The following is a 13,502-nucleotide window of genomic DNA, read 5'->3' on the forward strand; positions in this document are numbered from 1 at the left end:
TCCGGTGTTCATTTTTCAATGGGTCGGCGGGCCGACATCAAGGCCGACGCCGGAATGACAGTGAAAGAATTCCAACTTATCGATCAGTATTTCTGTGGCCGTGGCCCGGTGCGTCGGGATGTTAAACACGGTATTGGCGACGACTGTGCCCTGGTTCAACCGGCTGAGCACAAGCAGATTGCCATCTCCTGTGACACCCTGATAGAAGGGGTGCATTTCTTCAACGATATGCCTGCCTGGGCACTGGGTTACAAGGCGCTTGCCGTCAACCTGTCAGACTTGGCCGCCATGGGCGCCGAGCCAGCCTGGTTTACTCTTGGCCTTAGTTTACCATCGGTGGATGAAAGCTGGCTCGCTGCCTTTAGCGAAGGCCTGTTTGAGGCCGCCGAATATTATGGTATCGCGCTGATTGGCGGCGATACCACCCAAAGCCCTGTGAAGGTCATAGCCGTTACCATCAATGGTCAGGTGCCCGAAGGCAAGGCGCTCACACGCTACGGTGCCCGTAGCGGCGACTGGATTTACGTTACTGGCTCGTTGGGAGACTCTGCGTTGGGGCTGGATATCCTCAGAGGACGTCAGCAAAGTCGCCCGGAGCACAGTGAGTACCTGATTGAGCGTCATTACCGACCTACACCAAGGGTACTTGCTGGCCAATCTTTGCGAGGTCTGGCATCCAGTGCCATCGACCTGTCCGATGGTTTGATGTCTGATCTTGGCCATGTGCTGAAGGCGTCCAATGTGGGTGCCTACATTGACGTGGAAAAGTTACCCCTGTCACAGGCGATGAAGGACTCGGTGCCGCTTGAGCAGGCGCTTGGGTATGCGCTCACCGGTGGAGAGGACTACGAGCTGCTCTTTACCGTGCCAGAGGCGCAACGTGGTGCGCTGGAAATTGCGCTGGCCAATGCCGGGGTGAAGTTTTTCCGCATCGGGCAAATCACGGCGGGCAGCACCCTCAAGCTGACCCATAACGGTGAGCCTTTCACACCGATGAACAAAGGTTTTGAGCATTTCTGATGGGTTGGCGCAGTCAAGATGAGGCGCTGTCGCGTCTGTCGTTAAAAAATCCCTGGCATTTTCTTGCCCTTGGCTTTGGCAGTGGTTTGGCCAAAAAGGCCCCCGGCACCTTCGGCACTCTGGCCGCCATCCCCTTGTACCTGCTGTTGAGCCCGTTGCCACTGGCTTGGTACTTAGTTGCCACCCTCATCGCGGTGATAGCCGGTGTGTACATCTGCGACAGGGCCTCCAAAGACATGGGCGTCCATGACCATGGCGCCATTGTATGGGATGAAGTGGCGGGGCTCCTTATTACCCTGATTGCGGCACCCGCTGGCATCGTCTGGCTGGTGGCTGGTTTCATCTTGTTTCGAATCTTCGATATTCTGAAACCCTGGCCTATCCGCGTGCTGGATGCCAGGGTGCACGGTGGCTTGGGTATCATGGCTGACGACGTGCTCGCCGGTGTGTTTGCCTTCGGCTGCCTGCAGGGGCTCGCCTATTTGTTTGCAGGTTAAGTACTGTGACTCTGCGGGCCTGCGCCTTCCTCTCTTTTTGATGCCATCGGGGCTATGCTTAAATGGCACTGGTTTATAAAGACAGTGGACAAACAGGCTCAGGCACTTCTAAAGGACTGACATTGTAAGCACTCCAGAGACTGAGCCTTGGGAGTCGCTTATGTTCAATAGGTTGTTCAATAGATTGTTCAGCCCCGAGGTTGTCAGGTTACTGGCCTCGATTAACCGGCTTTTCGCTTCTAAACCGGGGCTGTTTGCATTACTGCTCCCCCTGCTGCTCGGCAGTTTGAATTCTGGCGTGGTGGCGAGCCCTCACGCTGCTTTTTCCTCCGGATTTATCTTAAGCAACGCCAACATCGCAAATACCACGCCTGTATCTGACCGCGACATTGGCTCAAACCATTCCGCCGACTTAGCCGCTGCAGTTACGTCACACCAAAACACGGGTGCCCGGGGCCTCGAAGGGACTGTGGCTCCCATATGGCTGCTGGAGGTAAAAGGCGCTATAGGGCCTGGGGTAGCTGACTATCTTGTTCGTACCCTGAACAAGGCACAAAAGCAGGTCGTACCGCCCCAACTACTCTTGCTCACCCTGGATACCCCCGGAGGTCTGGTGGCAAGCCTGAGGGACATCAATCAAGCCATACTCACTTCAGAAATACCGGTAGCCTGCCTGGTGTATCCGGCCGGTGCCCGCGCCGCCAGTGCCGGCACCTATATGCTTTACGCTTGCCATCTGGCAGCGATGGCGCCGGCCACCAGTTTAGGGGCCGCGACGCCGGTACAACTCGGGCCACCTGCGGGAGGCGAGCCGAAGGATAAGGAAGCCGAGCAGCAAGGGGCTTCGGATATGGAGCGTAAAATCCTCAATGATGCCGTTGCCTATATCAGGACCCTCGCACAGTTAAGAGGGCGAAACGCTGAATGGGGCGAACAGGCGGTGCGCGAGGCTGCCACTGCGACTGCTTCTGAGGCGCTGGCGCTGGGGGCGATAGATTTAATTGCCAAAGATCCTTACGCCTTGCTTGAGGCCATTGATGGTCGACAGTTTGTGATTAATGACACAGTCCGCGTCCTGCATACCCACAAGGCATTGCTCCTTGACGCCAAACCAGACTGGCGAACGACTTTTCTGAGTACCATCACCAATCCAAATGTGGCTTATGTGCTGATGATGCTGGGTATCTATGGACTGCTGCTGGAATTTTACAGTCCGGGCATGGGGATCTCCGGTGTGGTGGGCGCCATCTGTTTGCTGGTGGCCATGTTTGCCCTGCAAATGCTGCCAATCAATTACGCTGGCGCGGCGCTGCTGATATTGGGGATAGGGTTGCTGGTGGCCGAATCTTTGGTTCCCAGTTTCGGCATTCTGGGGTTTGGTGGTGTAGTCGCTTTCGTGCTCGGTTCAGTCTTTCTCATCGACAGTGAGTTGGATGCCTTTCGTATTGCCTGGCCTGTCATTCTGGCACTGGCCATGGTGAGTCTGCTGTTCTTTGCCGTGCTGGTTTCCCTGTTATTTAAGCAGCGCCACAGGGCTGTGGTCAGTGGGCCTGAAGCAATGGTAGGTGCCAGGGCTCTGGTGCTGGATGGTTTTCCCGGTAAAGGGCAGGTGCTTTTTATGGGAGAGCGTTGGCAGGGCCACAGTGAGCAGGCGCTGCAGAGCGGAACCTGGGTCAGGGTAGAGTCTATCTCCGGGCTCTTGCTGGAGCTTGGTCCGCTGGATGAATCAAAGGAGAAACAAGATGAATGAGGTTATCTCAAGTCTGCAGGTGTCTTTCAGCCTTGTGGTGTTGCTGTTACTGCTGCTAATTATTTCGATGTTTCGCATCCTGCGTGAATATGAGCGGGCGGTGGTCTTTATGCTGGGGCGTTTTTACCGTGTCAAAGGACCCGGGCTTATCATAGTTATCCCTGTGATCCAGCAAATGGTGCGGGTTGACTTACGCACAGTAGTGATGGATGTGCCATCTCAGGATGTGATCAGCCGCGACAATGTGTCTGTGAGGGTTAATGCGGTGCTCTATTTTCGGGTTGTCGATCCCCAGAAGGCCATTATCAACGTGGAAGACTTCTTGAGCGCGACCAGTCAGCTCGCCCAGACCACGTTGAGATCGGTATTGGGGCAACATGAGTTGGATGAAATGCTGGCCAATCGCGACATGTTGAATGCCGATATCCAGCGGATATTGGACTCACATACGGATGTTTGGGGGATTAAGGTCGCCAATGTGGAAATCAAACATGTCGACCTCAACGAGACCATGATCAGAGCCATTGCCCGCCAGGCCGAAGCTGAGCGGGAACGGCGAGCCAAGGTGATCCATGCCCTGGGTGAGCTTGAAGCATCGGAGCAATTGGTCGCCGCTGCGGCCAGGCTATCACAGGAGCCAAACGCCTTATTGCTGCGTTATCTGCAAACCCTGACCGAAGTGGCCGGTGAAAATAACTCCACCATACTCTTCCCCCTGCCGATTGAACTGCTCAATCATCTCAGTGGTTTAACATCGTCAAAGACACAGCAATAAGCTACTGAGCGTCTGTCGGTGGTAGATTACCGCAGAGTTTATTCCAGGAGATAAGGGCCTCAGGGTTGCCGTTTTTGGCGCTGATATAGGTATTCAATTTGATGGCTATGGGGCTTTGCTGCTCTGGTTCAGTGGAGGTGGGTACTTCTATCAGATGTAATCCACCCTGAACGCCCATTGCCAGCGCCTCATAGAGGCGGTCCACGGACTGACACAGATGATATTTGCCACCGTAAGCGGCAATCAGTTTTGAGACATCAAACCTTAAGTCGTTGCAGGCGTATATGGGAGCATCACCGCATTTCCCGAGGTGAAAGAGGTTGTTGCGCATGTACAAAATGATGAGGTTTGCATTCTGCTTTTGCAGATTAATCAACTCATTACATTGAAAATTAAAACCGCCATCGCCGGTGATCAAGAGTATCGGCTGTGGGCTTCCCTTGGCATTGAGTTCATCGGCAATGGCCCGGGCATAGGGCAGACTGGTACCCATGGCCGCATACCAGGGGTTGGCAAGAAAACTGCGGCCTACATCTGAGCTTCGGGCGTCCAGAGCAAAGGCGGCGAAGAGAGCGTTACCCACCTCAGGTACCAAAATAAAGTCCTTCCCGGCTGCACGCTGAAATTGGTTGATGGTCTGTGCAAGGTTGGCATATCCCAGGGACGACGAGGTATCCGGTGTTATTGCCTCGTGCAGGTCTTTATTCTGATTGACCAAAGCCAGGTTGCGTACCGGCAGGTTAGCCCTCTCCAGCGCATCCACCACGGCCTGTAAATCCAACTCCCAACGGGCGGTGCCTTTGAGCAGGGTCTTATTTGGATGTGTGTCGATGGCGTGAGTGCCGCTGGCGAAGGCATTGTTGGTGTCTGAGTCATAGATGGCAGTACCAAACTCAAGCACATAATCCGCGTTTTCTTCGATATACGCCTGACCACGGCATTGGCTGAATACCCCATTATATGCCCCAAGACACAAGGGATGAGATTCATCGACCATGCCCTTGGCAAACCAACTGGTGGCGTAGGGCAGTCCCAGGCGCTGGCAAAAATGCACAATACGCTCAAGCAAAGCGCTGTTCATTCGCAGACGTTCCCCCAGATATACCAGGGGATGTTTGGCTTTCACCAGACGGCTGCAGATATCGTCGGCGATGAGTCCTGCGCCAGCAAGATTCAGCCGGGTCATGGCATTTAACTCATCGATATTCAGGGGAAGTCGCAGGCTCTGCGTCGGCTGCATGACCAGATCCCGTGGCACTTCGATATACACGGGCTGGCGGGATTGCACCGCCTCACACACAAGTTCAAAAAAGCGCGCGGCAGCAACGTTGGGTTGTCCCTGATGCCGCTGTCCCTGCAGCCGCTCGGCTCGAATTCCCAATGCTTTAAAGGCATTGAGCGCCGCATTGAGGTCGGTATGCCAGCCTGAACCCGGGTGCACCATATGGTGCAGGGCATGGCCCTGTATTTCATTTTCACCGGGGGCGCCGGACATGAAAATCACCGGCAGGCCTTCGGTTCGGGCAAGGGCCGCGGCACTGACACAGGGCAGGCTTCCCACCGTGTAGGTTGTCAGACAGGCCCCCAGACCGGTCAGCTCAGCCTGTGCACAAGCGCTGAATCCGGCGTGCATTTCGTTACTGGAGGGAAGTACCTGCAGCGGACCGTCCAGGGCATTGATAAGGTTTGCCACAAAATCGCCGCCGACTCCATAGACGCGCTTCAAACCAAAAAAGCACAGGATGTCGCAAAGGCTTTGTCCCAGGTTGGGAAGTTGTTCACTGTATGCCTGGCCCAGATTTTGAGAAATAGAAGTCATAAGTTATCCGCCGCAGAGGGGCAAAGGCGATTGCCCAACAAATGCTCGCAGCTTATGACTGAGACGGCTTAGGGATGTTGATGTGGATCATTTGCAGTGCATCTGCCCGGATAACGCGCTGTCATCCGGGCGTGACACTATGGTGAGATTAAGGTCTATCCAATTGATTAATTGAATATTTTGTTGGAAAGCCTGGCTTACGTTCCTTGCAGCAGCTCGCGGGCATTGGCGAGAGTATTTTCGGTAATGGTATCGCCGCCCAGCAAGCGAGCCAGTTCCTGTATCCGGGCGTCTTTGTCCAGTGGCTTCATCGAGGTTTCTGTTTGTCCACCCTTAGTGGATTTGTTCACAAACATATGTTGATGGCCATTACCGGCAACCTGGGGCAAGTGGGTGACACAAAACACCTGAGTTGCCTCACCGAGGGCACGGAGCATACGGCCAACCACGGCCGCAGTTGGGCCGGAAATCCCCACATCCACTTCGTCAAAAATCAGTGTGGGTGTCGAGACCTTTTTCGCGGTGATCACCTGAATACCCAGTCCAATGCGGCTCAGTTCACCGCCCGAGGCAACCTTGGCCAATGGCGACAGGGGCTGGCCTGGGTTGGTGGTAACCAAAAACTCCACACTGTCACTGCCGTTTGCACTCATCACCTTGTCGTTGAAGTTCACCTCGATGGTGAACTTACCTTTTGGCATGTTGAGCTCCTGAATGGAGGCGGTGACCTGCTTATCCAGTTCTTTGGCATAGCGAAGACGGCTTTGACTGAGCTTCTGCGCGTGACTGAGATAAGCCTCCCTGCTGGTTTGCACCTGTTGCTTCAGTTCATCCAGCTGCGCCTCATCGGAATCCAATCCGGCCAGTTCCCTGGCAAGCTCCTGATGATGCGCAGCCAGTTTATCGGCGGCAACATGGTGTTTTCGTGCCAGGGTCATGGCTTTGGAGAGTCGCTCTTCGAGATAGGCAAAATGTTCCGGGTCCAGCTCCAGATTGGACAGGTAACGGCCAAGTTCGCTGCTGCTTTCCTGCACCTGAATAAGGGCGTCATTGAGCATATTCCCAATGGGGGCCAGGGTAGGGTCAAGCGACTCCAGGGTTGCGGCCAGGGATAAGGCTCGGTTTAACAGCGACTCAATATTGCCTTCGTCGGATTCACTGAGCAGCGACAAGGTGTGCTGACAATCTTCAATCAGTGCGGTGCCATTGGCGAGGCGTTTGTGTTCGGCCTCGATTTGTTCAAACTCTCCTTCCATCAGGGCGAATTCGTCCAATTCTTCAACCTGATACTGCAGCAGCTGTTTGCGGGCGATGCGTTCCTGCTGGCTTTGCTCAAGCTGCCTTAATTCGGCTTCGATCTGACGACAGCGCTGATAGGCGCTGGCGACCGACTCCTGCAGCATGCGGTGATTGGCATAGCTATCCAGCAGCGTCAGTTGGTGTTCGTTTTTTAAGAGAGCGTGGTGTGCATGCTGGCCGTGGATCCCCACCAGATATTGCCCGAGGGATTTGAGCTGAGAGAGGGGGACAGGATTGCCATTGATGTAGGCCCGTGAACGGCCATCGGAAGTGATGGTACGCCTGAGAATACATTCGTCGTCCAGCTCGAGATCGTTGTCCTCCAGCCAGCGCCGGGCCAGTGGCACATCATCCAGAGAGAAACGGGCGCTGACCTCGGTTTTGCTGGCTCCGGGGCGCACGGCACCGGCGTCGGCGCGGTTACCCAGGCACAGCCCCAGGGCATCGATGGCGATAGACTTACCGGCACCGGTTTCACCGGTAATACTGGTCATACCCGGACGGAAGTCCAATTCCAGAAAGCGAACAATGGCAAAGTTATTGATGCTGAGCTGACAAAGCATGACGGCAATCCTGTGTGATTAGCAATCAAAGTACTGTATTGATACACAGTATATACTGATTTTTTGTACAGTAAATTATCCCAGAGGCCCGACGTGAAAAATTTTTTGGTTACTGGGTTATCAGGTTTAACCCCATCGTCAGCAGCGGCAGACTGAAAAGCGTCAGCAGCGTGCCTGCCACTATGCCCCGGGCGATTTGTTTTTCCAGGGTTTTATCCTGATAGGCCAGCAGATAAACGCTGGCGGCAGTGGGCATGGCGGAAAGCAGTACCCCCATCACGGTCAGCTGCGTGTCCACCCCAAACCAACTGAAGAGTAGCCATACCAGGAGCGGCTGCAAAGCCAGTTTCGCCAGATTCACGTGCCAGAAGGGCACGCCCACTCGACTGTGTTCAGGCTCTCGCATGGAACGGGCCAGCGCTATGCCGATGGCAAAAAGCGCGCAGGGGCTGGAACTTTTACCTATCCATGTCACCAGGGGTTCCAGTATCGGGGGCAGTGAAAACTGCATCGCCGACGCCAGTACCCCGAGAGCGCAGCCGATGACCACAGGGTTCCTGCTCACAACCCGCAGCGCCAGGCTTAATCGAGCAATGCCAGTCAGTGGTTGGCTGGCAAGTCTTAATTGCACCACGGTAACGGCAAACATCAAGACGGATAAAAGGCTTGCCAGCGCGGCAGCCATCAGCGCCTGCGGATTATCCGGAAACAGCATCGCCAGCACGGGAATACCGATAAAGGCTGTGTTGCCGAAGGTGGCCGAGAGGGCACGCAGACTCGCCGGACGGGGTTGTCCCTGTTCATGCTTCAGTGACCATAGCTGCACCAATACATAGGTCACCACCATGGCAAGCAGATAACCCAGCACAAATCCGGGGTTGAGAATTTGTTCAATGGGCGTTTTGGCCAAGCTCACATACAGGATGGCCGGAAATGCAAGGTAGTACACGTATTGGTTGAGAAAGCGTTCTAACCAGCCCGGAAGGAGTCTGGAGCTGGCAGCGCCCGCAATCATCACGGCAACAACAGCGAGCAGCGGAATGAGGAGGTTGAACATCTCAGCTGGGGCCTCGGCAGATCACAATTTCCCCCTTTGCAGTGGGGCTCGGCAGGCAAATTAGCATATCATGATGCGAGCTGACCATTGGTCCTTGGTCGCAGGCATATCCATGATTAACGGCGGGAAACGGCATGAGAGAGCATCCGGGCAGCGAACTTGAATTGATTTACCTCTTTGTGCAGCTGGTGGACGCCGGTAGCCTGTCTGCCGTGGCCGACCGCCTTTCGATGCCGGTGGCGACTGTCAGTCGTAAATTATCCCGCCTGGAAGAAAACCGAGGCCGTCAGCTGTTGATGCGAAGCACCCGCAAAATTCGCCTCACCGAAGAGGGTATGGCGCTTTACGAGCGTTACAAGTCTCTGGTGAGCGCCGTGGACGCCCTTTATGGTGATGGCGAAGACCCGCTGGAAGGCACGCTGCGTATTGCCGCCCCCATCTCTATCATCTCGATGATTTTTATGAAAACCATTAACGAGTTTCGGCGGGAATATCCGGGGATCAGGCTGCATATCACCCAAAAAAACGAGGTAGTCGACCTTATCGACAAGGGCATAGATATCGCCATCGTGGGCGGTATTCAGCCGGACTCGTCCTGGATAGCGGTACCCCTTGGGACACTGGATTACCGCCTGGTGGCGTCGCCTGGGTATCTGCAGCGCCGGGGCATGCCAACTCATCCCAGCAGCCTTGCTGCCCACGACATCATCAAGGTATGGCCTTTGTATAACTGGTCGCTGAGGCATCCACAGGGGGAGGCCTTCTATTATGACGGACCCGCGAGCCTGACGCTGACCGACCTGCAGGGGGCTATCAGTGCCTGTGTGGATGATGGTGGCATATTGTATGGGCCGGAACTCTTCTTTAAACAGGAGCTGCAACGGGGCCTGCTGTTGCCGGTATTGCCGGATTGGCGGGGAGAAACGCGGCGGATTTCGATTTTGTGTCACCAGCGGCAGCAACAACCTGCCAAGGTAAAAGCCTTTATCGATTTTATGAAGTCGCGGGCGCCGGGGTTATTTACGATGGACGCTTAACCCAACTGCTTTTTGCGTCCCTTGGGAGGGTGACCGGGTTTGCGCTTGGAGGATGATGTGGTGGGAGCCGGATAGTCCTTCACCGGGGGAAGGACCCCCAGCTCCTGATAAAAAGCCACCTGACGGCGAAGTTCAAACAGAGAGCCGATGCGCACTTCATCGGCTATGGTTAGACGCCAGCTGTCGGTTTTTCCGTCGAGATTAGTGAGTATAAAGCCTTGATAAAGTAAGGTTCTCACACATTACCTCTGAATATCCGTTTCAGGCTTCCTGCAGGCTGATACCAATATTGGACACGCCGCTGGATACCAGCTCTTTGCGCAGAGCCTTGATAAAATCCGCCGACATGTCCGGATTGTCTTCAATCAGCTCCAATAAGGTGCCTTGCAGTTCACGCTCTGCGACCATGGCTTCGTGGGCAAAGACAAAGTCATCCAGCGCCTCGTCGTCCAACTCCACATCGCTGATAGCTTCAATATAGTTGGCCACAGTAGCAGAAGACAACTTACTGATATTGGTGATGTCTTCTTCTATTTTGCTCTCGATACCGCTCAGCAGGCTTATCAGGGCGACCACGGCATCCATTGCCGGGTATACGCCGTAAACATCAAAGTTTTCCGGCTCTGGGATCACTTCTTCGAGTTTGTTGGTGTGCAGCTCAAGGTTCAGTTTGAGTTTTCGGTCGTACAGCGACTGCCACAACAGGTTCAATACTGTGTCCAGCACCTTGGGTTCACCAAATTCACACACTTCGGCAAACAGCTGATAGTTGGGATACATGCGCTGGCACAGGGCAACGGCAAATAATTGCTTTTGGGGCAAAGACAGCGCTTTGAGACGCTTGAAAAATCCGGGTTTAGAACTCATTGGGTACTTCCGCTGACATCTGGGAAATCACTTGGGTTGCCGCCGATTCTACCTTAGTCAGCTCATCAAGTAACTCAAGGATTTCCGGTTCAACATCCGCCACATCGGCACCGCCTTTCAGCGCAGACTCGATTTGCTGGCAGAGTTTTTGGGTGGTGGGCACGCCGCAATAGCAGCTGGCCCCGTGGAGTTTGTGCACCGTATACAGCATAGACTCGTTATCGCTGCGGGCCATGGCAAGCTCGATATCGTTAACCGTACCGGGCAAGGACTCCAGCATCATCTTTAACATGTCGATGGCCAGATCCTCTTTCTGATTAGCCTGGCTCAGGCACAGTTCCCAGTTGAGCGTGTTGCTGTCGAAGTGGGTGAACTTGGGCCGGGTGAGCCAGCGCGAAATCACCCCTTTAAGGGCGGCTTCATCAATGGGCTTGGGCAGATAACCGTCCATGCCGCTTGCCTGTATACGCTCACGTTCTTCGTTAATGGCATGGGCGGTAACGGCAATAATTGGGGTATTGCGGTTGAGTGAGTCCTGCCGTATCAGGCGGGTTGCGGTAACCCCGTCGGTGCCCGGCATCTGAATATCCATAAAGATGAGGTCGAACGAACGGCTCTTGGCCAGCGCCACCGCCTGATCGCCGCTGCTGACCGCCACCACGTTGGCAACAAGCTCTTTGAGCAGGGTGTCGATAAGCTTGAGGTTGGCCAGGTTATCGTCCACCGCCAGCACATTGAGGGGGTGGCGGGCGCTGGGTTTTGTGGCCAGCGCCGGTTTGGGCGCGGCATTTTTCTTCACCGGTGGGAATATGAGGTTTTGCGCCAGCTTCAGCTCACTCACCGGCAGCTGCAGCACCAGATCCACAAAGGGCTCCATCTCCTGGGTGTACACCTCTGGGTCGAGACAGTCGTTGAGCAGCAGCAGCGAGCCTGTATGGTCTTTTACCCGTGACAGGTGCCGCTGTAGATCTTCGCATGATTCGCAGCTTTGGCCGGATAACAGGATGGCGTCGTAGTGCCTGTCATCCAAATGCCGCTCCAGCTCATCTTCGTTGCTCGCCAGCGTCACCATCATGTGCCAGTCCTTGAGCTTACGGGCGATGGACTCGCGGGTGAGTTTGCGGGGCTCAAACAAGAGCACCGAGTGGCCAATCAGTTTTTCCAGCGGCAGGGTATCGTGCACCGGGAAGGGACTGAGTTGCAGCGGCACGGTGAACCAGAAGCTGGAGCCTTTGCCGACCTCTGAATGAAAGCCTATGCGACCGCCCATCATCTGCACTACCAAACGCTTGGTGATAACCAGCCCGAGGCCTGTGCCGCCGTAGCGGCGGGAAATGGAGGAGTCGGCCTGACCAAAGGCCTGGAACAAGAGTTCCTGCTGCTCGGGATCAATGCCTATGCCTGTGTCAGTCACCTCACAGCGCAGGGTCAGGTTGTTGTCTTCCAGACTGGCAAGACTGATTTTGAGATGGACACTGCCTTCTTCGGTAAATTTGATGGCGTTGCCCAAAAGGTTGGTCATCACCTGCCCGAGGCGCATCACATCGCCGCTCAGGTTTTCCGGTACGTTGGCATCCACATCCACCACGAACTCAAGCCCTTTGGCATGGGCGCTGCCTGCCAACAGGTTGATGGTGTCCTCCAGTGACGCGCGCAGGCCAAAGGGCATGGTCTCCAGCACCATCTTGTTGGCTTCAAGCTTGGAAAAGTCGAGGATGTCGTTGATTATCTGCAGCAAACTGGTGGCACTGCGCTCGATGGTTTTGATGTATTCCATCTGGCTGGAATGCAGCGGGGTTTTGAGGAGTTGTCTGGCAAAACCAATCACGCCGTTGAGCGGTGTTCTGAGTTCATGGGACATGTTGGCCAAAAACTCAGATTTGATGCGGCTCGCTTCCTGAGCGTCTTTCTTGGCCCTGTCGAGCGCTATGTTCTGTATTTCAATCTGCTCCAGGGTTTCGCGAAGATCAGAGGTCGCCTGGTCGATGTTTTGCTGCATTTCATCGTGATATTCCGACAGCGACGCTGCCATGGCATTGATACCCCGATTGAGCAGATCCAGTTCCCCGATGAGGTTGCCTTCAAGCCGCGCATCCAGTTTGCCTTCACGGATTTTGCCTACCAGTTTCACCATGTCGGTGATGGGCTGGGTCACGTTTTTGACCAAGCGGAAGGTAAACAGCAGGTTTAACTGCACGCCAATCAGCACGATAATAAAGGCGGCCACAGCAGCCCGGTGCTGCTCAAGCAGCGCCTTTTCCTTGTTCAGCATCATGGAAACATAGCCAAGCAGCGCGGCATTGGAGTTGTCGGGCATCACGACGGCTTCACTGAAGCGGCCACTGCCTTCGTCAATGTTGTCACCCATGGGCTGCTTGCTGCTGATGGCAAAGATGGGGGTGCGAACAATCAGGGTGTCTCCTTCATGTTCGAATTGAGTTTCTTTCAGAGACTCCAGCGCTTCCTTATAACGCATCACCTCAAAGTCTTTGTGATAGTGCGAAGTGACAAATAACTGATTGTTAATGTCAAAAATGGCGATGGACTTGACCAGTGTCGATTTGTTGAGTTGGGCTCGGGCCAGCAGGATTTTGGTGATTTCGCGGTTATTGGTCGACAGGCTCTGTTCTGCAGAAATGGCCAGGGGTTCTATGATGTTACTGCCCATATCCTTGAGTGTGTCTTCAAGATCATAGAAGCGGTTTATGGTAAAGTAACTGCCCAAAAGGATTCCAACGAGGATAGTGGGCGCTAGCGCCAACACCAATACCCAGGACCGCAGACTGTATTTTGTCATATTGTGCGCGGTATTCATGTG

General features: G+C 54.6%; 11 protein-coding genes. 5 read left to right on the top strand and 6 right to left on the bottom strand.

The window, feature by feature from the left end; genetic code table 11:
- Positions 1-60: 60 nt before the first annotated feature.
- From thiL to SAMA_RS05340, 4 genes are all read left to right on the top strand, one after another.
- Positions 61-1,020: a thiamine-phosphate kinase gene (gene thiL / locus SAMA_RS05325; RefSeq protein WP_041410146.1), complete on the top strand. Its 960-nt coding sequence runs from the start codon at positions 61-63 to the stop codon at positions 1,018-1,020.
- Positions 1,020-1,517 carry a phosphatidylglycerophosphatase A family protein gene (locus SAMA_RS05330; protein WP_011759138.1) on the top strand — a complete coding sequence of 166 codons (498 nt, stop codon included), beginning with the start codon at positions 1,020-1,022 and terminating at the stop codon, positions 1,515-1,517. The genes thiL and SAMA_RS05330 overlap by 1 nt, the downstream gene beginning before the upstream one ends.
- 160 nt (positions 1,518-1,677) lie before the next feature.
- Positions 1,678-3,267, top strand: a complete 1,590-nt coding sequence (locus tag SAMA_RS05335) for an NfeD family protein (protein ID WP_011759139.1) — start codon at positions 1,678-1,680, stop codon at positions 3,265-3,267.
- Positions 3,260-4,042 (top strand): slipin family protein, encoded by a 783-nt coding sequence (locus SAMA_RS05340; protein WP_011759140.1) that lies wholly within the window; start codon positions 3,260-3,262, stop codon positions 4,040-4,042. The genes SAMA_RS05335 and SAMA_RS05340 overlap by 8 nt, the downstream gene beginning before the upstream one ends.
- Position 4,043: 1 nt before the next feature.
- On the opposite strand, the gene SAMA_RS05345 is transcribed toward SAMA_RS05340, so the two are convergent.
- The 3 genes from SAMA_RS05345 to SAMA_RS05355 all read right to left on the bottom strand — a co-directional run bounded on the left by SAMA_RS05345 (position 4,044) and on the right by SAMA_RS05355 (position 8,780).
- Positions 4,044-5,861: a thiamine pyrophosphate-binding protein gene (locus SAMA_RS05345; protein ID WP_011759141.1), complete on the bottom strand. Its 1,818-nt coding sequence runs from the start codon at positions 5,859-5,861 to the stop codon at positions 4,044-4,046.
- Positions 5,862-6,058: 197 nt separating this feature from the next.
- The gene (gene recN, locus SAMA_RS05350) at positions 6,059-7,723 is read right to left on the bottom strand and encodes a DNA repair protein RecN (protein ID WP_011759142.1); all 1,665 of its coding nucleotides are present in this window, start codon (positions 7,721-7,723) and stop codon (positions 6,059-6,061) included.
- 109 nt (positions 7,724-7,832) lie between these two features.
- Positions 7,833-8,780 carry an AEC family transporter gene (locus tag SAMA_RS05355; RefSeq protein WP_011759143.1) on the bottom strand — a complete coding sequence of 316 codons (948 nt, stop codon included), beginning with the start codon at positions 8,778-8,780 and terminating at the stop codon, positions 7,833-7,835.
- Between the two features lie 134 nt (positions 8,781-8,914).
- Between SAMA_RS05355 and SAMA_RS05360 the strand changes: the two genes are divergently transcribed.
- Positions 8,915-9,817, top strand: coding sequence for a LysR family transcriptional regulator (locus tag SAMA_RS05360; protein ID WP_011759144.1), 903 nt, complete (start codon positions 8,915-8,917; stop codon positions 9,815-9,817).
- On the opposite strand, the gene SAMA_RS05365 is transcribed toward SAMA_RS05360, so the two are convergent.
- From SAMA_RS05365 to barA, 3 genes are read right to left on the bottom strand one after another with little or no spacing between them, the layout of a single operon-like run.
- Positions 9,814-10,056: a DUF3319 domain-containing protein gene (locus tag SAMA_RS05365; RefSeq protein ID WP_011759145.1), complete on the bottom strand. Its 243-nt coding sequence runs from the start codon at positions 10,054-10,056 to the stop codon at positions 9,814-9,816. The two genes, SAMA_RS05360 and SAMA_RS05365, sit on opposite strands and share 4 nt — an antisense overlap.
- A gap of 22 nt (positions 10,057-10,078) precedes the next feature.
- Positions 10,079-10,684, bottom strand: coding sequence for a YjaG family protein (locus SAMA_RS05370; RefSeq protein WP_011759146.1), 606 nt, complete (start codon positions 10,682-10,684; stop codon positions 10,079-10,081).
- A complete protein-coding gene (gene barA / locus SAMA_RS05375; RefSeq protein ID WP_011759147.1) occupies positions 10,674-13,499 on the bottom strand; it encodes a two-component sensor histidine kinase BarA in 2,826 nt (941 codons plus the stop codon). Before barA ends, SAMA_RS05370 begins: the two co-directional genes overlap by 11 nt.
- Positions 13,500-13,502 lie beyond the last annotated feature (3 nt).

It is taken from the genome of Shewanella amazonensis SB2B (genome assembly GCF_000015245.1).
GTDB classification, from domain to species: Bacteria; Pseudomonadota; Gammaproteobacteria; order Enterobacterales; family Shewanellaceae; genus Shewanella; species Shewanella amazonensis.